The 26,747-nt window shown below is 71.5% G+C and carries 21 protein-coding genes; 9 read left to right on the top strand and 12 right to left on the bottom strand.

Annotated features, from left to right (window positions below):
* The first annotated feature begins 8 nt into the window (after positions 1 to 8).
* The 3 genes from EDF48_RS10980 (at position 9) to EDF48_RS10990 (ending at position 2,375) form a co-directional block, all read left to right on the top strand.
* Complete coding sequence (locus tag EDF48_RS10980; protein WP_131879961.1) at positions 9 to 452, top strand: flagellar hook capping FlgD N-terminal domain-containing protein; 444 nt, start codon at positions 9 to 11, stop codon at positions 450 to 452.
* Between the two features lie 62 nt (positions 453 to 514).
* Positions 515 to 1,690 carry a flagellar hook protein FlgE gene (locus EDF48_RS10985; protein ID WP_123292728.1) on the top strand — a complete coding sequence of 392 codons (1,176 nt, stop codon included), beginning with the start codon at positions 515 to 517 and terminating at the stop codon, positions 1,688 to 1,690.
* Positions 1,691 to 1,832: 142 nt separating this feature from the next.
* Positions 1,833 to 2,375, top strand: a complete 543-nt coding sequence (locus EDF48_RS10990; RefSeq protein WP_131879963.1) for a DoxX family protein — start codon at positions 1,833 to 1,835, stop codon at positions 2,373 to 2,375.
* A gap of 86 nt (positions 2,376 to 2,461) precedes the next feature.
* On the opposite strand, the gene EDF48_RS10995 is transcribed toward EDF48_RS10990, so the two are convergent.
* The 4 genes from EDF48_RS10995 to EDF48_RS11010 form a co-directional block, all read right to left on the bottom strand.
* A complete protein-coding gene (locus EDF48_RS10995; protein WP_243648785.1) occupies positions 2,462 to 3,091 on the bottom strand; it encodes a hypothetical protein in 630 nt (209 codons plus the stop codon).
* Between the two features lie 18 nt (positions 3,092 to 3,109).
* Positions 3,110 to 4,108: an alpha/beta hydrolase gene (locus tag EDF48_RS11000; RefSeq protein WP_243648784.1), complete on the bottom strand. Its 999-nt coding sequence runs from the start codon at positions 4,106 to 4,108 to the stop codon at positions 3,110 to 3,112.
* Positions 4,109 to 4,182: 74 nt separating this feature from the next.
* Complete coding sequence (locus EDF48_RS11005) at positions 4,183 to 10,197, bottom strand: isopeptide-forming domain-containing fimbrial protein (protein WP_131879967.1); 6,015 nt, start codon at positions 10,195 to 10,197, stop codon at positions 4,183 to 4,185.
* Positions 10,194 to 11,108 (bottom strand): HAD family hydrolase, encoded by a 915-nt coding sequence (locus tag EDF48_RS11010; RefSeq protein ID WP_131879970.1) that lies wholly within the window; start codon positions 11,106 to 11,108, stop codon positions 10,194 to 10,196. Before EDF48_RS11010 ends, EDF48_RS11005 begins: the two co-directional genes overlap by 4 nt.
* Before the next feature lie 154 nt (positions 11,109 to 11,262).
* On the opposite strand from EDF48_RS11010, the gene EDF48_RS11015 reads away from it, so the two are divergent.
* From EDF48_RS11015 to EDF48_RS11035, 5 genes are all read left to right on the top strand, one after another.
* On the top strand, positions 11,263 to 11,682 hold the full coding sequence (locus EDF48_RS11015) for an SHOCT domain-containing protein (protein ID WP_123339567.1): 420 nt from the start codon (positions 11,263 to 11,265) through the stop codon (positions 11,680 to 11,682).
* A complete protein-coding gene (locus tag EDF48_RS11020; protein ID WP_123339568.1) occupies positions 11,679 to 12,185 on the top strand; it encodes a DUF1269 domain-containing protein in 507 nt (168 codons plus the stop codon). The genes EDF48_RS11015 and EDF48_RS11020 overlap by 4 nt, the downstream gene beginning before the upstream one ends.
* Entirely contained in the window at positions 12,182 to 12,487 is a 306-nt protein-coding gene (locus tag EDF48_RS11025) for a hypothetical protein (protein ID WP_123292747.1), read from the top strand. Before EDF48_RS11020 ends, EDF48_RS11025 begins: the two co-directional genes overlap by 4 nt.
* A gap of 103 nt (positions 12,488 to 12,590) precedes the next feature.
* Complete coding sequence (locus EDF48_RS11030) at positions 12,591 to 14,132, top strand: arylsulfatase (protein ID WP_131879972.1); 1,542 nt, start codon at positions 12,591 to 12,593, stop codon at positions 14,130 to 14,132.
* Positions 14,133 to 14,182: 50 nt separating this feature from the next.
* Positions 14,183 to 15,031, top strand: a complete 849-nt coding sequence (locus tag EDF48_RS11035) for a formylglycine-generating enzyme family protein (RefSeq protein ID WP_131880222.1) — start codon at positions 14,183 to 14,185, stop codon at positions 15,029 to 15,031.
* A 58-nt stretch (positions 15,032 to 15,089) separates the two neighbouring features.
* Here the strand turns inward: EDF48_RS11035 and EDF48_RS11040 are convergent, their stop codons facing one another.
* The 3 genes from EDF48_RS11040 to EDF48_RS11050 all read right to left on the bottom strand — a co-directional run bounded on the left by EDF48_RS11040 (position 15,090) and on the right by EDF48_RS11050 (position 20,214).
* Complete coding sequence (locus EDF48_RS11040) at positions 15,090 to 16,670, bottom strand: Na+/H+ antiporter (protein ID WP_131846864.1); 1,581 nt, start codon at positions 16,668 to 16,670, stop codon at positions 15,090 to 15,092.
* Between the two features lie 80 nt (positions 16,671 to 16,750).
* Positions 16,751 to 17,245, bottom strand: coding sequence for a MarR family transcriptional regulator (locus EDF48_RS11045; protein ID WP_131879974.1), 495 nt, complete (start codon positions 17,243 to 17,245; stop codon positions 16,751 to 16,753).
* A complete protein-coding gene (locus EDF48_RS11050) occupies positions 17,242 to 20,214 on the bottom strand; it encodes a glycosyl hydrolase (protein WP_131879976.1) in 2,973 nt (990 codons plus the stop codon). Before EDF48_RS11050 ends, EDF48_RS11045 begins: the two co-directional genes overlap by 4 nt.
* Before the next feature lie 216 nt (positions 20,215 to 20,430).
* On the opposite strand from EDF48_RS11050, the gene EDF48_RS11055 reads away from it, so the two are divergent.
* Entirely contained in the window at positions 20,431 to 21,771 is a 1,341-nt protein-coding gene (locus EDF48_RS11055; RefSeq protein ID WP_243698090.1) for an MFS transporter, read from the top strand.
* Position 21,772: 1 nt separating this feature from the next.
* Here EDF48_RS11055 and EDF48_RS11060 read toward each other — a convergent pair whose 3' ends face one another.
* The 5 genes from EDF48_RS11060 to EDF48_RS11080 form a co-directional block, all read right to left on the bottom strand.
* Entirely contained in the window at positions 21,773 to 22,900 is a 1,128-nt protein-coding gene (locus EDF48_RS11060) for a DUF475 domain-containing protein (protein ID WP_165932374.1), read from the bottom strand.
* A 165-nt stretch (positions 22,901 to 23,065) separates the two neighbouring features.
* Entirely contained in the window at positions 23,066 to 24,634 is a 1,569-nt protein-coding gene (locus EDF48_RS11065) for a UDP-N-acetylglucosamine 1-carboxyvinyltransferase (RefSeq protein WP_185002989.1), read from the bottom strand.
* 108 nt (positions 24,635 to 24,742) lie between these two features.
* Positions 24,743 to 25,492 carry an anti-sigma factor gene (locus EDF48_RS11070; protein WP_131879979.1) on the bottom strand — a complete coding sequence of 250 codons (750 nt, stop codon included), beginning with the start codon at positions 25,490 to 25,492 and terminating at the stop codon, positions 24,743 to 24,745.
* Positions 25,489 to 26,034: a sigma-70 family RNA polymerase sigma factor gene (locus EDF48_RS11075; RefSeq protein ID WP_131879981.1), complete on the bottom strand. Its 546-nt coding sequence runs from the start codon at positions 26,032 to 26,034 to the stop codon at positions 25,489 to 25,491. Before EDF48_RS11075 ends, EDF48_RS11070 begins: the two co-directional genes overlap by 4 nt.
* A 68-nt stretch (positions 26,035 to 26,102) precedes the next feature.
* A complete protein-coding gene (locus EDF48_RS11080; RefSeq protein WP_131879983.1) occupies positions 26,103 to 26,702 on the bottom strand; it encodes a class F sortase in 600 nt (199 codons plus the stop codon).
* Positions 26,703 to 26,747 lie beyond the last annotated feature (45 nt).

Below are 26,747 nucleotides of genomic sequence, written 5' to 3' on the forward strand. Positions count from 1 at the left end.
ACGCAACCATGCCCATCGACGGCATCACCGGCAGCGTGGACCAGGCTGCCCAGGCCGCGGCCCTCGCCGCGAACTCGACCGCGAAGAAGTCCCAGACGATGGACTCCGAGGTGTTCATGAAGCTGCTCGTCACGCAGCTGCAGAACCAGGACCCGTCGTCGCCGATGGACACCAACCAGATGATCAGCCAGCAGACGCAGCTCGCGATGATGGAGCAGATCACCAACCAGACCACGACGGGGAACGAGAACTTCTCGCTCCAGATGCGCATCGCCGCCGCGAACCTCGTCGGCAAGCAGGTCAGCTACACCGACGCTGCGACCGGTACCGCCGTCACCGGGACCGCTTCGGCCGTGTCCTACGCGAACAGCGTGCCCACGGTCACCGTGAACGGGAAGGAGGTCGCTCTCGACGTGATCTCCGGCATCACCACCACCGCTCCGGCTCCCTGACCGTTCTCCTTCCCCTTCCCCTTCTCCTTCCTGCTCTCCCTGCCTCTCCGAAAGGACGCACCATGCTCCGCTCGCTCTACTCCGGGATCTCCGGCCTCCGCTCGCACCAGCAGATGCTCGACGTCACCGGCAACAACATCGCCAACGTCAACACCGTCGGCTTCAAGGCCTCGTCGACGGTCTTCCAGGACACCCTGTCGCAGATGACCCAGGGTGCCGGCGGACCGCAGACCGGTGTCGGCGGCACCAACCCGGCGCAGATCGGCCTCGGCGTCCAGGTCGCCGGCGTCTCCACCAACTTCGCGCAGGGCTCGGCCCAGGCCACCGGCAAGGCCACCGACCTGATGATCTCCGGCGACGGCTTCTTCGTCACCCGCCTCGGCAACGACACCGTCTACACCCGCGCCGGTGCGTTCGACTTCGACGCGGACGGCCGCCTGGTCACCGCCGACGGCAAGATCGTGCAGGGCTACCCGGCCACGAACGGCGTCGTCAACGACAACGGTGGCCTCGCTGACATCACGCTCCCGCTCGACGCCGCGGCACCGGCCGTCCGCACCACCTCCGCCTCGGTCGCCGGCAACCTGCCGTCCGAGACCGCCGTCGGCGACACCATCACCCGCGAGGCCACCGTCTACGACGCCTCGGGCGCCAAGCACACGATGTCCCTCGCCTACACGCGCACCGGCACCGGCTGGGACGTCACCGCACGCAACGGTCAGGGGACCACCACGAACGGGTCGCTCACGTTCGGCACCGACGGCAAGCTGACCTCCGGCGGCGCCCTCACGGTCGGCGGCATCGCCGTCGACATGGGGGAGCTCACGGGCTTCGCCTCGCTCAACACCGCGTCGATCGGCTCGCAGAACGGCCGCGAAGCCGGCGCCCTGCAGGGCTACGCCATCTCGAAGGACGGCACCGTCACGGGCACGTTCTCGAACGGTGCGTCGCTCGCCCTCGGCCGCATCGCCCTCGCGACGTTCGCCAACCCGGCGGGCCTCGAGAAGACCGGCGCCTCGGGCTACCGTGCCACGGGCAACTCGGGCACCGCGACCGTCGGCGGTCCCGGTTCGGCCGGCGTCGGGTCGCTCGCGGCGGGCACCCTCGAGATGTCGAACGTCGACCTGTCGCAGGAGTTCACGAACCTGATCGTGGCGCAGCGCGGGTTCCAGGCGAACGCGCGCATCATCACGACCTCGGACGAGGTGCTGCAGGAGCTGACGAACCTGAAGCGGTAGGCGCGCTGCGCGCGTCGCGTTTCGTTGCGCCGCGGCGCTGTGCGCTTCGTGAGCAGAAATGGTCGGGTGCCTCCGGGCGACCCGACCATTTCTGCTCACGATCGCCGGTCGCGGCGGACCGTCGCGGCGTACCGTCGCGCGCATGAGCTCGCACAGCACTGGTACCGCTTCGGTCACCGCCAAGACCCTGCTCCGCATCGCCCTCGGAGCCGTGCTCGTCTCGCACGGCTCCCAGAAGCTCTTCGGCGCGTTCGGCGGCGGAGGCATCGAGGGCACCGCGCAGGGCATGCACGCGATGGGGTTCCGCCCCGCCAAGCGGAACGCCGTGCTGGCCGGCATCGGCGAGGCCGGCTCCGGTGCCGCCCTGGCACTCGGGCTCGCCACCCCGATCGCCGGTGCGGGCGCCGCGACGACGATGGGCGTCGCGTCGAGCGTGCACACCCCGAACGGCTTCTTCAACGCGGACGGCGGCTTCGAGTTCCCGGCGTTCCTCGGCTTCTCGGCGGCGATGTTCGCGCTCGGCGGCCCCGGTCCGGTGTCGCTCGACCACGCCACCCGGCACGTGTTCGACCGCCCGTGGCTCCGGGCGGTCGCCCTCGCCGCGATCCCGGTCGCGATCGCGGTCCAGGTCGCGCAGCGTCGGAAGGCGCTCGCGTCCGACGCGGCGGCGCCCGAAGACGCGTAGACCACGAGACGGGAGGCCCGGTGCCAGCTGGCACCGGGCCTCCCGTCCTGTCCGTGGTCGGCGCTCTTGCCGCGCTCGCGCCCGTCTCAGACCAGGACGGGGAACGTGGCGAGCAGGCACGCCCCGCCGACGAGGCCGATGACCGCGGCGACGAACAACGCGATGCGGGCCCACTCGCGGCCACCTCGGTCCGACACGGCCGCGAAGAACAGGACGAGGGCGAACAGCACCGTCAGGAGCGAGTAGTCGTCGGACTGCTGGTTGTCGGCGAGGGCACGGTCGAACTGCCGGTCGGCCTTCGCCGAGAGCGTTGCCGCGCGGTCCGATCCGGCGGGCACGTACGCGTCCGTCGCGAACGGCCCGTCCGCGGTCCGACCGGTACCGTCCCACTCCTCGAACGCGGTGCGGAGCTCCGGGGAGAACCGCTCCTGCACGTAGCTGCGGAGCGTGGCGTCGTCCCGTGAATCGGCGAGCACCCACTGCACCCAGATGGTGACGTCCCACTGCCGTGCGTCGCGCGCGCCGGACGCGGCGTCGGCGGCCTGGATCCGGGCGCTCGACGCCTGGCTGAACGAGATGGACATCTCGCCGCCCCACTTCGACGCCTGGAAGCCGCACCAGGCGGTCACCACCGCGGTGATCGAGAGGAGGACCACGGTCGCCACCTCGCGTCGGCGCGTCCAGTGGGGGCGCTCGGGCTTCTCGGTCATCGTCATCGTCATCGTCCTGGTCGGTCAGGCGCCCGGCAGGGGGAGCGTGCGTGCCCACCGTCGGATGGCGGTGTAGGCGGTCTCGCGGACCCGGGGTTCCGAGAGCATCACGTCGTGCAGGGCGCCGTGGATCCGGGCGACGCTGACGTCGTCGCCCAGCGAGAGTGCCCGGTGCGCGACGGCGTCGACGTTCAGTGCGACGTCGACGTGGGTCATCTCCTCCGACCACTTCGGGGACAGCAGGCTGTGCGTGCTGAGCAGCACGAGCGTCGGGGTCTCGGCACCGAGCCCGTGGGCGACCTGGTCCTGACCGGCGAACACCGCCGCGAGCCACCCCGGGTGGAGCGGGAAGCCGCGCTCCGGACGCCAGGCCTGGTTGTAGGTCCAGCTGCCGTCGGACCCGCTCGACACGGCGCGGGTGTAGAAGCCGGGGTCGACGGTCGGGAGCGGAGCAAGGGGGTTGCGTCGCGCGCCGAGCTTCATCAGCGGAGCGATCAGCTCGCGGGCGAAGCCGGTCGCCTGGAACTCCAGCCACGGACTGTTGAGCACCAGTCCGGCGGCCACACCCCGGTGGCGGCTGTTCCAGAGCGCCAGCGTCAGCCCGCCGGTCGAGTGGCCGAACAGGATGAGTCGCCGACGTCCGTGCTCGGGGTCACCGTGCCCGATGGTGTCGAGTGCCGCAGCGATGTCCTCGTCGTAGACGGCGAGGTCGTCGACGTACCCGGGGGTCTGGTGCGGCAGCAGACTCCGGCCGTACTTGCGGAGGTCCAGTGCGAAGAAGCGCGCGCCGAGCGCCTCGAGGTGCTCGGCCATCTCGCGTTGGAAGAAGTAGTCGGACCATCCGTGGACGTAGAGCACGTCGGCGCCGCCCAGGGGGAGGTGGCCCGACCGCCACGGGATCGCGGTCCGCCACCGTCGCGGGAGCCGGTGGGTCCGGGTGCGCCGCACCAGGGTCGCGGTCACCGGTCCTTCGTCGTCGTCCTCGAGCGGCAACGAGCGGGCCTCGAAGTCGGGACCGAGCACGTCCGGGGCCCACCCGCTCGACGGATCGTCGCCGCGACGGGCTCGTCTCGTCGGCCCCGCACCCGGGCGCGTCCTCACCCGGACCACCTGGTCCCGTCTCGACGCCGACGGCGGGTGGAACGGCGGATCGCGATGCCACCGGTGAGCAGGAGCGCGGCGATGGCGAGCGCCACGACCGCCTGACGACCGTCGTAGCCCGTGGACGCCAGGGAGTCCGGAGCGGGGCCGACCGGACCCGACCCGCTGCCGTCCCCACCCGGTGTCACCGACGGAGGGCCCGGTGCCGGTGTGGGTGTCGGGGTCGGGGTCGGCGTCGGCGGGGTGGGGGTGAAGTCGTAGTCGTTGGTGATCGTCACGACCTGCAGGGTCGGCACGCTCTGGTCGGCTGTCGATGCGACCAGCACCCGGACCGTGCCCGGAGCGACGGTCCGGGCGTCCTCCCCGTACGCGCCCACCGCACCGCGTTCCGCGACGTCGCAGGTGGCGCCGACCGGGATGCCGTCGATGCGCGCCTCGAGGGCGTTCTCGGACGTGAGGGCCACCACGGCGGCACCACCCAGGTCGAGCGCGACACCGGCCACCTCGCACCGGACGTCGGCGTCGAACCGATCAGGGGCTCGGCCTGCGCCGGCGCCCGTCACCTGCTTCCGGATGAGCATCGACCCGACGGACGGTGCGACGCCGACCTTCACCGGCGCCTGGGCGATCGGGAGTCCGCCGTCGCTCAGTGTGGCGGTGGTCCCGACCTGGTTGAAGGCCGTCTCGTCGCGGAGCGGGACCGTCGTGGGGACACCGTCCGGGTGCGCGGCGGTCACCGGCTCGTCGACGGTGCGGTACCGGGCCGTGACGGCTTCGCCCGGGTCGAGCCCGCCGACGGACCCGAGGTCGACCGAGACGCGCAGGCCCGTCACGTCGTCCCAGTCGCCGGTGAACGCATCGTTCGCGGTCCACGTGTTCGTCGAGCAGAGCGAGTCGTCCGTCCAGGTCGTCGAGTCGGTGGTCGAGCACACGGTGCGGTCGGTCGTGACCTGCCAGGTCGTCGTCGCACCGAGCGGTGCGTCGACCTCCACGCCGAAGGAGTCGTCGAACACCGGCCGGTAGCTGCTCCCACGCGGAGCCCCGGTCGCGAGGAGCCGGTCGCCGGGCTGCGGGAGCGGGTCGACGAAGGTGACCCGGTCCTGGTCGACGGTGCCGGTGTTCGTCGTCCGGACGCGCCACTCGTCGGTCCCGCCGACACGCGTGGCGGCGACGCAGGGCGGGAGGGTGAAGCCGTCGTCGTCCGGGGTGCAGGACGTGCCTGGGTCCGACGGGTCGGACGCACCCGAGACGAGCGGGTCGACGACGTCGCCACGCACCGCCTTGCTCGTCTGCAGCGCCGGCCCGGGCGTGGGCTGCACGTAGTTGGTCGTGCCGCACTCCTCGGCAGGGAGTCCCGAGATGGTGCCCTGCCCGTTGCCGGAGTCGTTCGTGCAGCGGTCGAGCGCCGAGCCGGTGACGGCGACGGCCGAGTTCGTGGCGCGCTCGTCCTCGTGCAGACCGGGTTCCAGCGTCAGGGGGATCGTGATGGTGAACGTCTCGTCCGGGGCCATCCGGTCGTCGTCGGTGGGCCAGGTGAACGTGATCGTCCGGCCGTCCTGGACCGTCGTGACGTCGGCGGACAGGGTCCCGTCGGGCGAGGTGCGGAACGTCGGGTCCGTTCCGTCCCACGTGAGGCCCTCGGGGAGCTCGTCGCGCACGGACGTCAGCGTGACGATGCCGGTCCCGGTGTTGCGCATCGTGACGGTCCACGGGACCGGGGTCCCGACCGGCACGGTGTGCTGGTCGTTCGCGGGCGCCTTGGCGACGTCGAGCTGGCGGGTACCCGGGTCGAGCGTGAGGGTGTCGTCCGCGGCGGCGGTGGCGTCGGGGAAGAGCGTGTCGTCGCTGCGGTGGGCGGTGACGGTCGCCGAGTCGTCGAGGGTGCCGGGGAACCGGACGGGTGCACCGTCCCGGCCGACCGGGAGCACGACGACGTGGAGCACCGCGGCGGCGGTCCAGGCTGCCGGCGGGTCGGCGTGGGAGAGGACGTCGCCGTCCGCTCGGTCGAAGACGAAGCGGATGCCCGTGATCGCGGCCGTGTCAGACGTCGGCAACGTCGCCGAGTCGGATGCCGCCCCGAGCTCCCACGCAGGCTGGCCGTCGAGCTGGACGTCGACGCTCACCCGGTCGGCCCCGGCCGGGAACGTCACGTCGTCCGCGGAGAACGCTGCGAGCCGGACGTCGTTCCAGAAGTCCTGGTCGGTGTCCTCGATGGTCACCGTGTCCGGCGAGACCGTCGCGTCGTCGCCCTGCGCACCGTCGAGGCGCACGTCGATCGTGTCGCTGCGGTCGGCCTCGAGCAGGGTGTCCGGTGTGAAGGTCTTCTCCGCGGTGACGTCGAGGACGCCGCGGACCAGCGCGACGGCCGCGGAGGCCGTGTCCGTCGGGGTGCTGGTCTGACCGGACGGCGCCAGGACGGGGTCGTACGACTGCGCGAACGCCCGGTTCGTGACGGTGGTCGTCGCGGTCACGGGGACGGACGGCAGGCTCCGGAGCGTCGCCCGCAACTGCGTGTGCATCGTCATGGTCAGCGGTCGGCCGGTGGAGATGGTCCCGCCGGTGCGGGTGGGGTCCGTGCCCTGGTAGACGACGCTGACGCCGACGACGTCCGCGAGCTGTGCCGCGGTCTGGGCCCGGGCGCCGGTGATCGAGGTCGTGCTGCTGGAGGTCGTCCCGGTGTCACTCCGGTGCAGCAACGTCACCGTCGATGCGTCCGCGTCGACCTCGTCGTCGTCGACGCTGAAGTCGAGTCCGGTGAGGGTGAACCGTTCGAACGGGTTGCCGGTCGTGGAGTCGGCTCCGTCGAAGGGGTCCGCCGACCACGCGTCGGGGTCGCTCGTGCAGTCGGAGAGGGTCGCCGGTGTGCACGGCATCGGGTCGGTCACGCGGACGTACGACGCGCGCGAGGCGGAGCCGTTCGTGGCGGTGACGGTGAAGTCGTTCGTGGGGTACTCGTCGGGGTCGACGTCACCGCGTGCCGGGACGGCGAGGCTGTCGTGCTCGGAGGTCTTCGCGAGCCCGACGAGGGGCGGCCGGTCGAGGATGACGAGGTCGTCGACCGCAGTGGAGCTCTGGTCTCCGTCGTCGGTCGTGGCCGTGACGTCGACCGCGTTGCGGACGGACCCGGCGGTGCTGAGGTTGTAGTCGGTGGTGCCGTTCACCCACTCGACGTCGGCGGTGCCCGGTGCTCGGAGGGAGTTCCGGAGCTCCCAGGTGAGGTGGAACGGTCGCGGCGTCGTGCTCGTGGCGATCCCCGACCCCGGAACGGGTCGGGTCGGGTCGGTGCTCGCCGCGCGGGCGTCGTCGTCGGGCGCCACGGTGATCCGGACGCCCGTCGTCGCAGCGGTCTGCTCGCTCGTCAGCGCGTACCCGACGAAGCCGGTCTGGTCGACCCAGCCGGAGGTCGGCGCCGGGACGGTGGACCACGTCCCGTCGCTGAAGAGCTCGACGGAGGTGACGGTGTCCCACCGCCAGAGCGGGTCGGTGCTCACCGCGATCGGGTCGATCGACTCGAGGTCGAACGCCTGGAAGACGGTGGCGGCCGGGTTCCCCGCGTTGCCTGCTGGATCGGTGACGACGATCTGGGACGTCCCGGTCGTCCGCGAGCCCCACTCGAGGACGGACCCGAACTGCTCGCCGGACTGGCTGTCCACGGTGGTCCGGTCGGTGGCGAAGTCGGTGTCGGTCCACCGCTTCCCGGCGATCGTGCTCCCCGTCCCGGTCGTCGACTCGATGTCGGCGTCGGCGTCGGCCTCGACGACGTCGCTCTCGATGGTGGTGCCGCCGTCGACGGCACCCTCGCCCTGTGCGGTCGCCGTGTTGGTGTAGGTCGACGGACCGGCGTCGGGGGTGCTCGTCGATCCACCGCCGTACCGCTGGTCCGCACGGGCCTGCGAGACGACGTTGGGTTGCACGGTGGTGCCCTGCGGGAAGCCGTCCGGGTTCGTGAACACGAACCGGAGTCCGGTGATCGCGCTTCGGAGGTCGGCGGGGACGGTGCCGGAGAAGTTCGTCGGGCCGGTGGCGGGGAGGCCGTCGATCGGGAGCGGCTGCCAGGTGGCGCCGTCGTCGGACGTGTAGTCGATGGTCAGCGTGGTGCCCGCGGGCACCTGCGTGGGCGCGATCGCGACCGGGTCGAACGCGTTCCAGAACGATCCGTCGTCGTGGGGCGTCGGCGCGACGTCCTCGATGGTGATCGTCGTCGGGGTCACGAACGCGGAGTCCGTGCTGGTCGTGGCCGGGAGCTGGGCCACGACCGTCCCGCCCGGTGCGATCGGCTCCTGCGGGCTGAGGGTCTTGGAGAGCGCGATCTCGATGTCCGGGCGGAACACGTCGAGCGGCGCGGACGCGCCGTCGTCGGCGGTCGTACCCCCGTTGCGTACGGAGGCCGTCGCACGGTTGGTGGTCCGGAGTGGTGCGTCGTCGGCAGCATCGAGCGCGGTGTCGATGCCGAAGCGCGTCGTCGTCGTCGCGTCGGCATCGATCGGGCCGTCGTACACGATCTCGAACCCGGTCACGAAGGTGCCGTCCGGGGCCGCGGCCGCCGGGGTGTCGCCGTCGGCGAACGGATCGGTGCGGGTCGTCCCGTCGCTGAAGTGCCAGACGACGTCGGCGCCGGTGGCGGTCGCGGGGTACGCGAGCGGACTGCTGAACCCGGCGAAGCCGACGTCGGCGGTGAAGTAGTCGAGGTCGCTGACGCGGAGTTCCTCGACCGGTCCGTCCGACGTGTTCGTGGCGGTCACGCTGCCGACCGCGTTCGTGCCCGCGGGGACCCGCGCCGGGTCGATCGACTTGGTGACCGCTGCTCCGAGGTTCGTCGGTGAGACGGTGTGTTCGGCGGAGGCCGTGCTCGTCGCGGGGTCCTGCCCGGGGACCGAGACGGTGGCGGCGGCGGTGTTCGTGGCGGACCATCCCTCGCCGAGCTCGACGTCGGAGTCCCGCTCGGTGCTGCGCTGTCCGACGTCGAGTTGGATCGAGGCAGCCGGATCGCCGGGCGTGAGGACGGCCCCGTCCGGGCCGGTGAAGGTGTACCGGACCCCGGCGACGTCGGCGTCGTCGACGCCGGCCGGGAACGTCGCGGATCCCGGCGGCGAAGGAGTCCCGGTGACCCAGCGATAGGTGCCGGTCCCGGGGTCGAGCACGTACGCGTCGACCTGCACGGCGGTCGCTCCTGCGGGCAGGGCGATCGTGCCGGGTCCGGTGACGTCGACGTACCGGAACGGGTTCGTGGCGTCCAGCGTCGCCGCACCCTCCGCCGCGTTCGACGGGTCCTGGACGACGAGGGACGTGGCGGGGACGTTCGACGCGTTCGAGGCGGAGAGCTCGATGGTCGACGGTGCGCCGGGGGAGTACTGCTCGTTCGTGGGCGTCCAGGACTTCGTCGTCGCGACGTCGACGGTCGTCGGGATGTCCACGGTGACCTTCGCGGCGCTGGACGCGGTCGCGGCGTTGTCCGCGGTGCCGGTACCGGTGTTCGTGATCGGCTGGCCGTTGTGGGGCCACGTCGGCGGGAGGTCGGCGGGGACCCGAAGGGTCGCCGTGAGCGTGTACGCCTGGCCCGCGGCGAGGCCCTGGGAGCCGTCGGCGAGCGGTTGGACGAACTCGAGGGTGCCCACGCACGGCGGGTCGCTGGTGACGACCGTCGCCGGTGTGCCGCCGCAGCCGGTGTGGGTGACGACCCAGTCCGGGTCTGCCGGCGCGGCGGGGTTGGGCGGAGTGGCGCTGAGGTCGACGATCGGGAAGCCCTCGAGCTCCGCCGGCAGGGTGTCGACGATCCGGGCGTCCACACAGTCGGCGTCATCGCACCCGAGTCGGATCGTGAAGGTGAACTCGTCGCCGGGGCCGAGGGTGGCGCTCTTGCCGCCGTCGACCAGCTTGTTCACCTCGATCGCCGCAGGGTCCGCAGCCGATGCGGGGACCGCTGTCGTCACGATCGCCCCGGTCGCGAGGAGCACCGCGGTCGTCGCGGCGATCGCCGAGCGCAGCACGTGGTTCCGGCCGATGCGCTTCACGTCGGGAACACCGTGGCCCAGTCGTCGCGGACGCTGACCACGGTGATGTCGCGCTCGTCGGCCTCACGGAGCACGACCTCGGCGCCCTTGTCGTACGGCTGGTCGCCGCGGCCGGTGTCGTCGTCGTGGTGGACGAGCAGACGGAGTCCTGCGTGGCCGGGCACGGTGTACTCGAGCATCTCCCGGTCGCCGTCGGAGTTCCCGACCGCGACCGCCGGCCGCCGTCCGATCCGGCTCCAGACCCGGACGGGCTTCTCCGGGCCGTCGTCGAAGAACGCGAGTGCGTCGACGTAGCGGACCTCGCCGTCGACGTACTCCAGGCCCATGGCGGAGCCGATGACGTGTTCCGGGGCGATGCCGTAGTTCTGCTCCGTCATGGGACGCATGAAGTCGCGTTCCCCCGCGGACACCACGTAGCAGGTGAACCCGTGCTCGTGCAGGAGCCGCACGAGCTCGACCATCGGCTGGTAGACCGTCGCCGCGTAGGGAACGCCGAGCACGGGGTGTTCGGCGTGCGCGTAGAAGTCCGACACGAGCCGTCGGTAGTCGTCGACGCTCATGCCGGCGGTCGCACGCCCCACCGCCGCCAGCAGTAGCCGGAGATCGGAGTCGTCCCCGCTCGCGTGCCGGTCGACGGCGCCCCCGATCCACGACAGGTCACCGGACTGCGCGGCCGCGTAGGGCTGCGTGCGAGCGAGCTCCGGGTCGGCGGACGCTGCAGCGGCCCACTGCTGGACGAGCCAGTGCAGCTGGGTCGGCATCGGCTTCTCGTTCCAGAGCGTGCCGTCGTTGTCGAAGACGGCGACGCGGTCGTCGACCGGCAGCGGGGTGTCCCCGCCGGTCGTGCGGGCCAGGAACTGTTCGACGGCGTCGCGGGCGTGCCCCGGGCGCCAGGAGGGGAGTGTGTCCATGCCCCGGATCGTCCGGCCGCGCGGGCCGGTGCGCACCATCCTGATCGGGTGAACCGGGAAGCCCGTCGCGCCGGATCGCCCGAAGCGGGTGGTGCCGGCCGCGCGCCGTCGGCGCTAGACAGCACGCCCACGCACTCCTGAAGGGAACACGATCATGGACTTCTGGTACACGTTCTGGGCAGTGATCTGGTACGGGCTGCTCATCTCGGCGCTCATCGCCTCGCTCATGGCGCTCTTCTCGGTCCTCGCGGACCTCGTGCGGGATCGTTCGCTCAGCGGGTGGTACAAAGCGATCTGGGTCTTCTTCCTGGTCTTCGTGCCGTTCCTGACGACGTTCGTCTACCTGATCGCACGCGGTCGTGGGATGGCGGACCGCAGCGCGGAGTCCGCCCAGCGGCAGAAGGACGCCGCCGACGGCTACATCCGCACCGTGGCGGGCACGTCCCCGTCCGACGAGATCGCGAAGGCACGCGCACTCCTCGACGCCGGCACGATCACGGCGGCGGAGTTCGACGCGATCAAGGCGAACGCGGTCGGCAGCACCCGCGCGGCGCCGGCACCGGCTGCGGCGTGAGCGACCGGGCGACCGAGCTTGTCGTCATCGCCTTCGACGACGACGACGGCGCCCGGGCGGCGCACGACGCCGCACTGCGCCTCGACCGCCGCGCGGAGATCGCCCTCGACGGCATCGCCGTCGTGCACGTCGACGAGCATGGTCGCACCCACGTCGACTCCACCGGGCGTGATTCGCAGCGTGGTGCACGGGCGGCCTCGAGCGCGGTGTTCGGCACCGTGCTCGGGTTCCTGTTCCTCATGCCGTTCGCGGGGCTCGTCGTCGGCGGTGCGGTGGGGGCGCTCTTCGCGAGCCTGGACCGTGCCGGCGTGGACGCGGACTTCCGGGAGCGTCTCGCCGCCGAGCTGGCGCGGGGCGGGGCGGCCGTCATCGTCTCGGTGGCGTCGGTCGACGGGGACCGGCTCGTCGGCGCGATGACGGACCTCGGCGGCACGGTGCTCCGGACGACGCTCTCCGACGAGGACCTCCGGGCGATCGCGCACGACCTTGGTGGGCACCCGTGACGAGCGCAGTCGGTCCATCGGCTCGGACACTCGTCCTCGTGACGGCGGCGTCGCTCGTGTCCACCGTGGCCTTCTTCGTCGTCTTCGGCCTCGTGGCGCCCCTCGACTGGTGGTGGACGCTCCCGATCGCGGGGGTCGGCCTCGTGGTCGTCGTGGTCCTGGGGTTCCTGCTGCGCCGGTTCGACGGTCGGCACCTGGTGGTGCGGTCGACCGCCACGGCGGCCCAGGGACTCGGGCTCCTGCCGATCGCGTGTGCGCTGGCGACCGCCGTCGCGGTGGCCGTCGCGCTGCTGACGGGCTGAGCAGACGACGTCCACGATCTCACCCGGTCGGGGTGGCCCGCACCGGAGCGCACCCGAGCACGATCCATGCACGAGCACGACCACACGAACGAGGAGGACAGCGATGCCGAAGGACAAGCCGAACATCCTGGTCATCTGGGGCGATGACATCGGGATCACGAACCTGAGCGCCTACAGCGATGGCCTGATGGGCTACCGCACACCGAACATCGACCGGATCGCGGATGAGGGCATGCGCTTCACCGACTCCTACGGGGAGCAGAGCTGCACCGCCGGCCGGTCGTCCTTCATCACAGGACAGAGCGTGTTCCGCACGGGGCTCAGCAAGGTGGGCATGCCCGGCGCGGACCTGGGGCTCCGCGCCGAGGACCCGACGATCGCCGAGGTGCTGAAGCCGCACGGGTACGCCACCGGGCAGTTCGGCAAGAACCACCTCGGCGACAAGAACGAGTTCTTGCCGACGGCGCACGGGTTCGACGAGTTCTACGGCAACCTGTACCACCTGAACGCGGAGGAGGAGCCCGAGTCGGCGAACTGGCCGTCCATCGAGGAGTTCCCGGCCTTCAACGAGCGGGCCCGGCCGCGCGGCGTGATCCACTCGTGGTCGACCGACGAGGACGACGACACCGAGGACGGTCGATACGGACGACGTGGCAAGCAGCGCGTCGAGGACACCGGCCCGCTGACCAAGAAGCGCATGGAGACCATCGACGAGGAGTTCGCGGACGCCGCGGTGGACTTCATCGGGCGTCAGGCGGAGTCCGAGACCCCGTTCTTCGTCTGGATGAACACCACCCACATGCACTTCCGGACGCACCCGAAGCCGGAGAGCCGGGGGCAGGCCGGCCGGTGGCAGTCGCCGTACCACGACACGATGATCGACCACGACCTGGTGGTCGGCTCGCTCCTCGACCAGCTCGACGAGCTCGGGATCGCGGACGACACGATCGTGATCTACTCCACGGACAACGGCCCGCACATGAACACGTGGCCGGACGGCGGGATGACCCCGTTCCGCAGTGAGAAGAACACGAACTGGGAGGGCGCGTTCCGGGTCCCGCAGATGATCCGCTGGCCCGGCCACATCGAGGCGGGGTCGATCTCGAACGCGATCATCCAGCACCACGACTGGCTCCCGACGTTCCTGGCGGCGGTGGGGGACACGACCACGGTCGAGGAGCTCAAGGTCGGGAAGACGATCGGCGACCGGACCTACAAGGTGCACATCGACGGCTACGACTTCCTGCCGTACCTGACCGGGGAGGTCGAGCAGGGTCCGCGACCGGGCCTGGTGTACTTCTCGGACGACGGCGACGTCCTCGCGCTCCGGTTCGACAACTGGAAGGCGGTGTTCATGGAGCAGCGCGTCACCGGCACCCTGCAGGTCTGGTTCGATCCGTTCGTCGTGCTGCGGGTCCCGAAGCTCTACAACCTGCGGACCGACCCGTTCGAACGAGCGGACCAGACGTCGAACACGTACTTCGACTGGTTGTTCGAGAACGACTACCTGCTGCTCGCCGCCACGACGCTGGTCACCCAGTTCCTGGAGACCTTCGAGGAGTTCCCGCCACGACAGCGCGCGGCGACGTTCAGCATCGACCAGGCGGTCGACAAGCTGCAGTCGTTCCTGGCCGGCGGCGACTGACGGTGCCGACCACCACCGGCCCGGCCACCGCCACGGCGATCCGCTCCTCGATGGTGCGGATCGCCGGCGGCGCGTTCACGATGGGCTCCGACCAGCACTACCCGGAGGAGTCCCCGGCGCGCAGCGTCACCGTCGCCGCGTTCGAGATCGCCCCGCAGGCCGTGACGAACCGGGAGTTCGCGGCGTTCGTCCGTGCCACCGGGTACCGCACGGTGGCGGAGCGGCCCCTCGACCCGGCGCAGTTCCCCGGTGCCCCGGCCGAGAACCTGCACGCCGGCTCGATGGTGTTCACCGGGACGAGCGGGCCGGTGGACCTCCGACACCTCAGCCAGTGGTGGGCGTGGACGCCCGGCGCGAACTGGCGTCGTCCCTCCGGTCCCGGCTCGACCATCGCCGACCGCGCCGACCACCCGGTCGTGCACGTGGCCCACGAGGACGCGGCTGCCTACGCGGTGTGGGCGGGCGGGCGACTGCCCACCGAAGCCGAGTGGGAGTTCGCGGCGCGCGGTGGCCTCGAGGGCGCGGAGTTCACCTGGGGGGACGAGGCGGAGCGCCCCGGGGAGCGGCGCGCGAACTACTGGCACGGCGACTTCCCCTGGCGCGCGGAACGCGGGTACGGACGGACGTCGCCGGTCGGGTCGTTCCCACCGAACGGCTACGGTCTGCACGACACGGCGGGCAACGTCTGGGAGTGGACGAGCGACCGGTACGTGGACCCCGCCGCCGAGCACGACTGCTGTGCGCCGGCGTCCGAGGCCGTGACCGTCGAGCGCCGGGTCGTGAAGGGCGGATCGTTCCTGTGCGCCGACAGCTACTGCCGCCGGTACCGTCCGGCGGCACGGCGTGGCCAGGAGTCCGACACCGGGATGAGCCACATCGGCTTCCGCATCGCGGGCTGACCGCCCCCGACCGGTCTGACCGCGCGCGACCGGTCTGACCGCCCCGTCCGGTGTCCCGCTACGCGGGGGTGATGCCGTCGAGTCGCGCCTCTTCCGCGTCGTAGCCGGCGCGGACCTGGCGGAGCACCAGGTCGTCGATCTCGTCCGAGTCACGGAGCCGCAGCAGGGTCGCGGCCTTGTGCTGCACCAGGGCGAGCTCGAGCGCGACGGCGGTGTCGTGCCGCTGCACCGCCGGGTGCTCGTCGTCGTCCTCCTCGCGCGCCTGGATGACGTCCAGGTGCGCCTCGTAGTCCTTGCGCACCCGGTCGACGGTGGCCTGGTCGGCTCCGGTCGACCGTGCCAACCGCGGCAGGGCGTCGAGGGCCTCCTCGATCGCGGTCCGCTCGGCGTAGCGACGTTCCTCACCGACCGACTCGTCCTCGGGCAGCGCAGCCCGCCGCAGGACCGCCGGCAGCACGAGTGCCTGACCGACGATGGTGACGACGACCACGCCCGCCGTGACGAAGACGATGAGGTCGCGGTCCGGGAAGTCCGCTCCGGACTCCAGAACGCGGGGGACGGCGACGGCCATCGCCAGCGAGACCGCGCCGCGGAACCCGGCGAAGCCGCTCACGAGCCGGTCGCGGTGGCCCTCGCGGGGCGCGCCTCCCGTGCGACGGGTGACGAGCCAGACGGTGCCGCCCGCGGCGTTGAGGAACGCGAACCGGACCACGACGAGCACGACCGCGACGGCCAGGACGACGCCGACGGCGCGGAGCAGCTCGGACGGCGTCAGCGCCCGGGCCGCGACCATCGCCTCGATGCCGACCAGGACGAACAGTGCACCGTTGAGCAGGAACGTCAGGAACGACCAGAAGGCGCGGACCTGCTGCCGGGTCTCGGCGCGGTCGAGCTTCGGCCCGACCTGGCTGACGACGATGCCGGCCGCCACCACGGCGAGCACACCGGAGGCGCCGATCGCCTCGGCAGCCAGGAACGCACCGAACGGCACGAGGAGCGTGACGAGGTTCTCGAGCACCACGGTGTCGACCCGGCGCAGCACGAGCGTGCCGACCCACGCCGCGGCGAGCCCCGCGGCGACCCCACCGAGGTACGACAGGACGAGCATCCCCGACACGCCCCAGAACGTGAGTTCCTGCGTGCCCACCGTGACGGCGACCGCGATGCCGTAGACGACGAGGGTCGTGCCGTCGTTCACCAGGCTCTCCGCCCGCAGCACGGTGACGTTCCGGCGCGGCAGCATCTTCGTGAGCACTCCGACCGCGGTCGCGTCGGTCGGGGCCACGGCGGCGCCGAGCACCCAGGCCGGACCCCACGGCATGCCGAGCAGGTGGAGCAGGACGGCGACGGCGCCCGCCGTGGCGACGACGAGCAGCGTGCCCATCAGGACGATGCCGCGCAGGTTCTTCCGGATCTCGCGCAGCGACGTCGTCAGACTCTCCCAGTACAGGAGCGCCGGCAGGAACAACAGCAGGACGGCGTCGGCCGGCAGCTCGACGTCCGCGAACTCCGGCACGAAGGCCAGCGCAGCGCCGAAGACGAGCAGCAGGACCGGAGGGGCCACCCGGATCCGGTCCGCGATCCCCGCCGTCAGTGCGATGGCGAGGCCGAGGACGACCACCAGTTCAGGACCCAGCACGTGCACTCCTCGTTCGACCGACACTCCAGTCAACGCGGCCGACGGTGATCGTGCACACGGGTGCCGGAGCGACGCTCGGCTCAGGACCCGTTCGCCGCGTCGTGTCGCAGGCGCGCGAGCACCCGCCGGAGGGCGTCGACGTCCTTCGGACCCCAGTGGGCGAGGACCGCATCGAGGTCCTGGCTGAGCTGGTCGCTGATCCGCTCGCCGTACCCGCGGCCCTCGGCGGTGAGCGCGATCAACACGCTGCGCTCGTCATCGGGAGCCGGTACCCGTACCACGAGCCCGATGTCCTCGAGCCGGTTCGCGATCTTCGTGAGGTTGGCACGACCGGTGCCCAACGCCCCCGCGAGCACGCTCGGCTTCGTCGCGCCGCGGTAGGTCAGCTGGTTGACCACCAGGAACATCGACAGATCGGCCACCGGGAAGTCGATCGCGGTCATCATGCGCTGCCGGACCTGCGGGCTGTCCGCCCAGTGCACGATGCCCGCGAGCGCGACCCGGATGTCGAACGGGTCGGGGGTGATGACGGGGCGCACGTCCACACCGCTCGGTCGTCCGCCGCGACGGGTCATCCGACCACCAGACGAACGGGACCGAGCAGGCCGTGGTCGCGGACGTGTGTCGTCTGCACCGCGTCGGGGTCGCCGAGCAGCTGCGCGATGACGTCGGGGACGTCCTCGTAGTACCCGCGGGCGAGCAACCGGTTGTTGAGTGAGCTGGCGACCCGCACGACCACCGTGTTCTCTCCCACGCGCAGGTCGTCGGTGACGTCGACCACCGGGTGCGAGGTGTCGAACCCGCGTGCCGGTCCGCCGTTGAGCACGACCGAACCGAGCCCGCCGGCCGTCGACCCGAGGTCGAGCAGGAACCGGGCGCCGTCGTCGTCCACCGTGTCGACGGAGAACGACGTGGCGTACTCGCCGACCCCGGAGACCTCCGGTCCCACGGCGGGCAGGTCCTTCCACGGACGGAGCGGACCGGTACCGGCGTCGAGTCGTCGGACGTCGGTCAGCGGCCGGACCTCGCGCGTGACGTAGCCGTGGCCGCGGTCCTCGGTGATGAGCTCCTCACCGCCCGCGTCCCAGCTCTCGACCGCGATCCGCCAGTCGGTCATCTCGACGACGACGTCGGTCGTCGTGCGTCCGCCGAGCCGGGCGTCGAGTGCGGTCTCGCGCGCAGGCCCGCTGCGGTCGAGCGTGAACAGCGCGGTCTCACCGGGCGCGAGGTCCACGGTGACGATCGTCCGGTCGCCCTCGGTCCGTGCGGCCGGGTGGGGGAACACCGCGCCGGACCAGGCGTCGACGCGGTACACCGCGCCGGTGCCGGGCAGCGCGACCTCCACGGTGGTCGCCGAGGTCGTCTCGTACAGGAAGTGGTACAGGTACACGTGCAGCAGGTCACCGTCCTCGCGCAGGTGCGACAGGACGCTCCGGTCCTCCGTCACGAACTCGGCGCGGCCGGTCACGCCGAGGCCGCGCAGGGCGGCGACGGTGTCGGCGGCGTCGTCGATCGCGGTCACCGACGGCAGGGCCAGCAGCCGCTCGACGGTGTCCGCGAGCTCGGCGTCGCGTCCGTCGAGGCCCGGGGTGCGGGCGGCCGCTCGGGGGTGGTGCGTGTCCGTCCCGGCGATCAGCGACTTGAGCTCACGCGTGCCGTGCACGACGAGGATCCGCACGCCGTCCTCGGCCCAGGCGAGCAGGCGTGCTGCGACGTCGGCATCGAGCGCGCTCTGGAAGACGAGCAGTGCCTGGTACCCGGGGCCGTCCGGTTGCACCAGGCCGCCGTCCACCCGGACGTCGTCGCGGAGCAGCAGCGACCCGTCGAGGAACTCGTACGTCCACCCGGCGTCCTGCATGCCGAGGTCGCGCCACCAGTGGTTCTGCCGGTCGCGCATCCAGTACTGGCCGTAGGCGACCTCGTCGGGGACGCGGCCACCGTCGGCGTCGCAGAACACCATGCCGGACGCGTTGTCGGTGAAGTGGTCGGTGTGCAGGATGCCGACGTCGATCCGCGGGCGTCCCTGGCGCAGGACGTACTGGTACCGGCCGATCGCGTCGTTCCAGAGCGGGTAGAACTCGGCAGCGGGCTGCCGGGCGTCGAAGCGCTCCGAGAACATGCTCCACATGCCCTCGTGTCCCGGCCAGCTCGTGACGCCCTCGGCGCCCGTGGTGCTCGCCCAGCCGTGCAGGACGGTCTTCGTGATGCCGGCGGCGAGCTGCGTCGCGACGATCTGGTCGTAGAACCGGTGGTCGAGCATGTGGTTGCGGGTCGTCGCACCGGTCTCCGACGAGTACTGCTTGCCGAACAGGTGCGCCGGCCCTGCGAGCAGCCGGTACGCGTCGATCTGGGCGGCGAACTCGAGCGACTCCGTCTCGATCCCGTCGACCTCCGGCCCGGGGCGCGTCAACTCGAACGGCAGCCCGTAGCTGATCTCGGACCGCAGCGTCATGCCGTTGGCGTGCAGGAACGCCGCGAACGGGCGCAGCATGTTCTCGATGTACAGGTCGGTGAGCGTCCGGACGTAGTCGAAGCGGACCTTCTCGACGTCGACCGCCCGGTCCGGCACCGGTTCGGCGTGGTACGTGGTGCTCGACGCCATGAACGGGGCGCTGCGGGTCAGGAACGGCAGCCACGGCGTGATCGGGTAGCCGCGGCGCGTCCGGAACTCCTCGGCGACGTGCGCTCCCCAGAAGAGGCCACCGGCGCCGTAGGTCGACAGCTCGAGGGAGTCCATGTACATCTGGGCACGGGGGTTGCGGGCGATCTCGGCGCGGAGCTCAGCGGTCAGGACGACGTGTTCCCAGTAGTCGATCACGGCGTCGACGCCCGCTCGCTCCAGGTAGTTCACCGTCCAGTTGACCGTCGCCGACGGTGACGCCGTCTGGCCGGTGCCGTGGCTCCAGAACGTGGACAAGCGCCACGTGCCGCCCTCCGGTGCGGTCCAGTCGAGCGCCTCGTCGGTGACCGCGCTGGTCAGGTCCACCACCGAGCCGGGGTCCAGCACGGTCGCGGCGCCGGAACCGGCGGAGTCCGGGACGACGCGCGTCGCGACCACCGCGACGAGCGTCTGGACGCGCACCGTCCCGCGTTCACCGGGGAGCGTCGTGTGTGCGATCGGCGCGTCGAGGTCGATCCGACGGAGCGCACCCGAGCGGCTCGTCCCGCCGGGCAGGTCCTCGTGCACGACGTCGAGTTCCTGCGCAGCGGCGGGGTGGTCTGCGTCGATCGTCGGCAGGTTCGCGTTCGACCAGTTCGTCCCGGACGTGAAGCTGACCGACATGCCCCTGGCGGTGGTCTCCTCGACGACGATCTGCGAGTCGTGCACCCACTCCTCGGATCCCCAGCCGTACCGGCCGTGGTCGATCGCTCCTTCGTCCATCGCCAGGAACTCCATGCCGCCGAACCCGAGTGCGTGGGCGGTGTCGACCTCGCGTCGGAGGGTCACATCGGTGTGCAGGCCCTCGGCGAGCCACCACCGCAGCTCCGGACGGTACTCGATGGCCGGATGGGCGACGCCACGGGCGAGGTGCTCGATCGACATGGTGTTCTCCTCGGGAACGCGCGGCGACGGTGCCGCTGCGATGACCGTAGGTTCTGGGATTCGCAGAAGTCAATGTCCTCAGGAAACGAACAGCGAGGCTGTGGGCAGCAGGCGGAGTGAACGATCCTTGCGGTTGCGGCACTCGGCGAGCTACAGTGCCGCCGACCGGTTGAACCGTTTCATCCGGTGTTCGGCCGACGTTCAAAGGAGAACGCAGTGAACCGACCCCAGCAGCCCGCCCGGCGACCGCACCCCTGGTGGGTCGCCGTCGTCTCGGGGATGGCCTCGTACATCGACGCGGCCGCGATCGTGAGTTCCGGCACCGCGCTCGTCCTGTACCAGCAGTCGATCGGCATCACCGGCACGCAGATCGGGGTGCTCTCCGGCGCGCTCACGTTCTGCATCGCGATCGGCGCGCTCTCCGGCGGCCGGCTCGGTGACCTGTTCGGTCGTCGGGCGGTGTTCATCGTGACGATGGCGATGACCGTCGTCGGTGCGGGGGTCCTGGTGGCGAGCCCGGCGTTCGCGGGGCTGCTCATCGGCACGATCCTCGTCGGCCTCGGCACCGGAGCGGACCTGCCGGTCTCGCTCGCGACGATCTCCGAGGCGGCGACCGACGAGAACCGGGGTAAGCTCGTCGGCTTCTCCCAGGTGCTCTGGTTCGCCGGGATCCTGGCGACCTACGCCATCTCGGCGGGCGTCGGGGACCTCGGCCGCGCCGGTGGTCAGATCATGTTCGCGCACGTCGGGGTCGTCGCACTCGTCGTGATGGTCCTGCGCTTCACGATCCCGGAGTCCACCACGTGGTCCGACGCCCATGCCGAGAAGGCCGCGGGCGTACACACCGTCCGTGCTGCCCGCCACGGCATCCGCGACGTGCTGACGCAGCGCATCTTCCTGCTGCCGTTCCTGTCCCTGCTGGTCTTCTACACGTTGACGAACCTCGGTGCGAACACCGGCGGGCAGTTCGGCGCCTACGTGGCCGTCAACGTCGTCGGGCTGTCGGTGCCGTTCTTCTCGACGATGAACCTGGTCAGCGTGCCGATCGGGATGCTGCTCGCGTTCTGGTTCATGCGCATCGTCGACGGTCGGCTGCGGATGCCGTTCTACATCGTCGGCGCCGTGTGCCTCGTGGTGAGCTACGGCCTGCCGCTCGTGTTCGGCTTCTCGCTGCCGACCCTCGTCGCGATGCTCGCGTTCGGCGCGGTGGGCAACGCGTTCGCCTTCGAGGCGATCATGAAGGTCTGGTCACAGGAGTCGTTCCCGACGTTGCTCCGCGGTTCGGTCCAGGGCACGATCATCGCGGTGGCCCGGATCGCCGCGGCGCTGCTGGCGTTCGTGACCCCGCTGCTCCTCGACCACCCCGAGGTCATGTACGGCATCCTCACGGCGCTCGTCGCGGTCGGTGTCGTGGTCGGGTGGCTCGGGTTCCGGCACGCGGTCTTCGACGCGTTCTCGATCGAGGGCAAGGACCTCGCCGACGCGCAGGAGGCACTCTTCGCCGCCGGTGTCCGCGATGACGCTCCCGCAGCCGCCGCTCGCCGCGACCACCGCTGACTCACGGAGCGAGGCCGCTGCTGCTGCGCGACCTCGCGGACCCCCGCGCCACCCGCCGCCACCACGCCCGCCACGGCAACGAGCTCGCGAGCGCCGAACCGATCACCACGCTGCCGAACCAGGCGACGACGACCCCGGGGATCGGCACGAGCAGGCTCGCCCACAGCAGCACCGCGAGCACTCCGAGCACGTACGCCGCCCCGGCCTTCAGGTACCGCAGCCGCTTCAGTCCCGCGGCCTCGTCCAACCGTGAGGTCAACCGCGCCAGGAACACGGCACCGACGCCGATCGCCGCCACCGCGACCGCCGCCTGTTCGAGCGCTCCGAGGCCGTCGGCGCCGAGGGTCCCGGACCCGGACAGGCTGTACACGCCGTCCAGGATCTCGAACAGCATGAACACCACGAGCCCCCGCTCGAACACGACGGTCGACGCGTGGGCGTGGATCCGCCAGGCACCCCGCCCGACCCCGATCGACGCGGTGTCCGAGCCGACCCCGTCGAGCGCCCAGGCGGCGACGCGCTTCGACCCGAGGTACGCGACGATGCCCGCCGCACCGCCGAGCACGACCGGCAGCAGGGCACCCGGCGACCATGCGCGGTCGACGCCGACGAGGACGGCCGTGACGGCGACCCCCGTCGCAGCGGTGACCAGGGACCAGACGCGAGGACGCGCGACGGCGGCGAGCCGGGCCTCCAGGCGGCCCAGCCAGGACCTGCGCGACGCACGGTCGGTGTTGAACAGGTACTCGGCGAACACGAGCCAGATGAAGGCGGCGCCGAAGGCGGCGAGGGCGGGGCGCACCTCGGCGAGGTGCGCCGAGAACGAGCCGGGGGCGAAGACGGCTTCCTGCACGGAGCTCGCGGGGTCGGTCGCGTCGCCGACCGCGACGGCAGCCGGCGGCAGGAGCAGCCGCATCGCGAGGACGCCTGCGACGATCCCGAGCGACAGGAACAGGCGCCGGGCGGGGGAGTGCAGCCGTCCCGCGATGCCGGCCATCGGCACCGACGAGTCGGCGGCCATCGCGATCTCGAGGAGCGCGAGCGCGACGAACGCCAGCGCGGCGGCGGGGCCGAGGACGAACCAGGCCGCCGCGGCGGCCGCGACGGTGATGGACAGGGGGACGGTCAAGAGCGATCTCGTGGCCATCACCCCATCCAGCACCGGTCGCCTGGATGGGTGGTGGAGCGCTCCTGCGCATCAGCCTGGAGGCACGGGTCGATCCGCGCAGAACGGGTGACGGCCCGTCCCCACTTGCGGGGACGGGCCGTCGGGTCACGCGGGCAGGCGGTCGCCTCAGTCGTGGAAGGTCTCGATGGACGCGCCGAGGGAGTTCAGCCGTTCCTGCAGCTGCTCGTAGCCGCGGGCGATGATGCCCACGTTGCGCAGGACGCTCTCGCCCTTCGCCGCGAGCATCGCCAGCAGGATGACCACCGCGGGGCGGAGGGCCGGCGGGCAGCTGATCTCGGCACCGGAGAAGTGCGTCGGACCGGTGACGTCGAGGCGGTGCGGGTCGCGCAGGGTGACGCTCGCGCCGAGGCGGGTCAGGTCGAGCAGGTGGATCGCCCGGCCCTCGTAGACCCAGTCGTGCACGAGCGTGGTGCCCTCGGCCATCGCGGCGATGACCACGAAGAACGGCAGGTTGTCGATGTTCAGCCCGGGGAACGGCATCGCGTGGATCTTGTCGATCGGGGCGTGCAGCTCGGACGGGTGCACGGTGATGTCGACCAGGCGGGTGCGGCCGTTCGCGGCGGGGTACTCGTCGGTGACGTCGAACCGCAGGCCCATCTCGGCCAGGGTCGCGAGCTCGATCTCGAGGAACTCGATCGGCGCTCGGGTGACGGTGAGCGTGGAGTCGGTGACGATGCCGGCGGTCAGCAGGCTCATGGCCTCGACCGGGTCCTCGCTCGGCCAGTAGTCCACGACCTCGTCGATGCGGCTCTTGCCGGTGATGCGGAGCGTCGTGGTGCCGATGCCCTCGACCTGCACCCCGAGCAGCTCGAGGAAGAAGCAGAGGTCCTGCACCATGTAGTTGGGGCTGGCGTTGCGGATGACGGTCTCGCCGTCGCGGGCGGCCGCGGCGAGGATCGCGTTCTCGGTGACGGTGTCGCCGCGCTCGGTGAGGACGACGGACTTCGTGGGGACGTCCTGGTTCGCGACGCCGACCTCGTACCAGCCGGAGGTCGCCTCGACGTCGACGCCGAAGGGGCGCAGCGCGATGAGGTGCGGCTCGACCGTGCGGGTGCCGAGGTCGCAGCCACCGGCGTACGGGAGCCGGAAGGACTCGTACCGGCCGCTGAGCGGACCGAGGAACATCAGGACGCTGCGGGTGCGGCGGGCGGCGTCGGCGTCGATCGCGTCGAGGTGCAGGTCGGACGGTGCGACGATCTCGAGGGTCTCGCCGTCCTCGGACCACGTGACGCTCGCGCCGAGGCTGCGGAGGACGTCGATGATCCGGTCGACCTCGACGATCCTGGCGACCTTGTGCAGGCGGGTGACGCCGCGGTTGAGCAGCGAGGCGCAGAGCAGCGCGACGGCGGCGTTCTTGCTCGAGTTGACGGCGATGGAGCCGCTGAGCTTCCGGCCGCCCTGCACGCGCAGGTGGGCACGCTGCGGGGCGCCGCCGATCGAGACGATCTGCTGGTCGAGGGCGTCGCTGATGCGGGTGAGCATCTCGAGGGACAGGTTCTGGCCGCCCTGTTCGATGCGGTTGATCGCGCTCTGGCTGGTGCCGACGCGTTCGGCGAGCTGCGCCTGGGTCATGCTGCGGCCCTTGCGGGCGCCCCGGATGAGGGCACCGACCTCGCGGAGCGGGGCGGCGGATGCCGGGGTGGCCGGCGAGACGACGGTGGTGGTGTCGGACATGGCGCCAACGTAACACGCTCATGAGATAAAACGACTGGAGAACGACACCCGTTGCGCGCCCCGAGGTCTCGAATACGTCACAGCTGAGAATTCGGGGGACGAAGACGCTCAGGGATCGGTCAGCGTCCCGCGCACGATCGAGTCGCCGGAGTGCGCCGGGTCGCCGTCGTCCGCTTCGGCGGAGACGTCGACCACGGGGAACCGCGCGGTGTCCAGGTCGGCGGGCACGGTGAAGGTGCCGCGGTCGCCGTCCAGGTAGCCGACGCTCACCAGGCCGGCGAGGTCGGACCGCATCATCCAGACCTCGCGGAGCGGACCGGTACCGGATCGACCGCGTTCACCGTGCAGGTCGACCACGAGCGTCACCCGCCCGTCCCGGTCGCGTTCGAGTTCGGCGGTACCGGACGTGCCGGACCAGCCGGGGAGCGCCGCGAGTTCGGTGTTCGCGAGGACGGTCTCGGTGCCCCCACGGGGCAACCCGGGGACGACGCCGGTCGCCACGCCGATGCCCAGGACGACCGCGAGGACGCCGGCACCCGCGATCAGGACCGTCACGAGACGACGAAGACGCGTGGCCGACCGGGGTCGACGGGACACGACGTGGGACCGCGGGTCGACGGGGGCGGTCACCTGCTGCGGCGTCTGCGCGATCTCGGCCGCGATCCGGTCCCACACGTGGTCCGGTGGCGCGATGAGCTCGAGGTCGTCGGACGCCCGCGTGACGGCGGCGACCCGCTGCAGCACGGCGACCTCGTCGCGGCACCGGGCGCAGGACGCCAGGTGTTCGGCGACGTCGTCCTCAGCCACCTGGTCGGAGACCGCGAGCATCGCCAGGGTCTCGTCGTCGACGTGCTTCATTCGATCACCTCCAGACGTGTTCGGAGCCGAGCCAGACTCCGGTGGATGTGGCTCTTCACGGTGCCCAGCGGCAGGTCGAGCCGTTCGGCGATCTCACGATGGCTGAGGTCGTCGTAGAACGCCAGTCGCATCACTCGTCTCGGTGTCTCGTCGAGTCGGTCGAGCTCGCCCGCGACCAGTGCGCGCTCCGCCAGGTCGAACGCCGGTTCCGGTGCGGGCGTCGTCGCTTCGACGACTTCGGGGTCGGCTGCGCTGGCGTGCCGACGGCGATCGTTCAGGGCGTCGACGATGCAGTTGCGGGTGATGCCGACCAGCCAGGCGCCGAGCGGACCCCTGGCAGGGTCGTAGCTGGCGCTCCGCTGCCAGGCCTTCACGAAGACCTGCTGCGTGACGTCCTCCGCGGCTGCCGGGTCCGACAGCGCCCGCAGGGCCAAGGAGTACACGAGCGACGACCAGCGTTCGTAGACGGCGCGCAGGGCGCGCTCGCCCCCGGCGCTGAACGCGTCGGAGAGTTCGCCGTCGTCCGGGAGGATGGTCGTCACGTCTTCCTGTCGCTGGTGCGGTCGTCGTCGACCACGACCTGATCGTAAGCGGCCGTCGGTCGCCTCGGTCAGATCGGTGCCGCGGTGACGACGAGGTTGCTCTCGTAGTGTCCGGTGCTCGTGTCGAACCGGCCGCCGCACGTGACCAGGAGGAGTCGGCGCGGTCCGTCGTCGCGGAACACGTCTCCCCAGGGGAGGCCCTGCTTCTCGAGCGTGCTGACGGAGTCGATCCGCCACCGGGTGTCGGCACCGGCAGCGTCGGTGAGGGTGACCGTCGTCCCGCGGGGGACGTCCCGGAGCCGGGCGAAGGGTCCGATACCGTACCCGACGGCGTCGACGTGGGCGGCGAGCACGACGGTGCCCTCCGGTGACGACGGCGCTGGGCCGAACCGGTACCACCCGGCGGTCGCGGGGTCGGGCGGGAGGCCCATCGCCCCGCTGCCGTCGACGCCCTCGGGCTGGACGGGGGCGCTGATGCCGTCGTGGTCGACGACGATGCCGGTCGGAGCCGGTGCGCGCCGGACCGGGGGGATGGTGGCTGCCTGCTGCGGCACCGCGGTCGAGAACGCCGTCGGGACCGGAGTGGGGGTGCTCGTCGGCAGGGCGGGCGGCTGCCCGTCGGGGGCGTATCCGGCCGACGAGCACCCGGTCAGGGATGCGACCGCCACGGCGACGACGATGGCCGTCACCGTGACGGACCGCACTGGGAACCG

This window comes from Curtobacterium sp. PhB191, assembly GCF_004346515.1.
GTDB lineage: Bacteria > Actinomycetota > Actinomycetes > Actinomycetales > Microbacteriaceae > Curtobacterium.

Bases quoted from the DNA above. Each gene is read 5' to 3' on its own strand.
- EDF48_RS10980 (WP_131879961.1), top strand. From the start codon at position 9: ATGCCCATCGACGGCATCACCGGCAGCGTGGACCAGGCTGCCCAGGCC.
- EDF48_RS10985 (WP_123292728.1), top strand. From the start codon at position 515: ATGCTCCGCTCGCTCTACTCCGGGATCTCCGGCCTCCGCTCGCACCAG.
- EDF48_RS10990 (WP_131879963.1), top strand. From the start codon at position 1,833: ATGAGCTCGCACAGCACTGGTACCGCTTCGGTCACCGCCAAGACCCTG.
- EDF48_RS10995 (WP_243648785.1), bottom strand. From the start codon at position 3,091: ATGACGATGACCGAGAAGCCCGAGCGCCCCCACTGGACGCGCCGACGC.
- EDF48_RS11010 (WP_131879970.1), bottom strand. From the start codon at position 11,108: ATGGACACACTCCCCTCCTGGCGCCCGGGGCACGCCCGCGACGCCGTC.
- EDF48_RS11015 (WP_123339567.1), top strand. From the start codon at position 11,263: ATGGACTTCTGGTACACGTTCTGGGCAGTGATCTGGTACGGGCTGCTC.
- EDF48_RS11030 (WP_131879972.1), top strand. From the start codon at position 12,591: ATGCCGAAGGACAAGCCGAACATCCTGGTCATCTGGGGCGATGACATC.
- EDF48_RS11035 (WP_131880222.1), top strand. From the start codon at position 14,183: ATGGTGCGGATCGCCGGCGGCGCGTTCACGATGGGCTCCGACCAGCAC.
- EDF48_RS11045 (WP_131879974.1), bottom strand. From the start codon at position 17,245: ATGACCCGTCGCGGCGGACGACCGAGCGGTGTGGACGTGCGCCCCGTC.
- EDF48_RS11050 (WP_131879976.1), bottom strand. From the start codon at position 20,214: ATGTCGATCGAGCACCTCGCCCGTGGCGTCGCCCATCCGGCCATCGAG.
- EDF48_RS11065 (WP_185002989.1), bottom strand. From the start codon at position 24,634: ATGTCCGACACCACCACCGTCGTCTCGCCGGCCACCCCGGCATCCGCC.
- EDF48_RS11070 (WP_131879979.1), bottom strand. From the start codon at position 25,492: ATGAAGCACGTCGACGACGAGACCCTGGCGATGCTCGCGGTCTCCGAC.